Origin of the sequence: Aquimarina sp. U1-2 (assembly GCF_017897595.1) — a bacterium.
Taxonomy (GTDB): domain Bacteria; phylum Bacteroidota; class Bacteroidia; order Flavobacteriales; family Flavobacteriaceae; genus Aquimarina.
On the sequence record NZ_JAGKIK010000165.1, the window covers coordinates 1 to 286 of the forward strand.

Annotated in this window: 1 pseudogene; it reads left to right on the forward strand. The window is 37.1% G+C overall.

Annotated features, from left to right (window positions below):
• A pseudogene (locus J8281_RS19500) lies at positions 1-286 on the forward strand (YbjN domain-containing protein); the annotation flags it as partial.

Below are 286 nucleotides of genomic sequence, written 5' to 3' on the forward strand. Positions count from 1 at the left end.
GTTTGTGTATGATAACAATTATTTATTTGCCACCTCTCCACTAAACGATTTGCCGCGTAAAAATTTAGCTGAAGTGTACGAGTATATTTTGACCGCCGATACGGGAAAGCATAGATTGTCCATTTCCAACAATCAAATATTCCTTTCCTATCGCATACACATAAGCGATTTGTATTCAGAGAACAAGGAAGAATTTCTTGAAGAGATTGCCCAACTGGCCATGAAGGCTGATGATCTAGATGATATGTTCGTAAATGACTTTGGTGCAAAAATGACACATTATAGT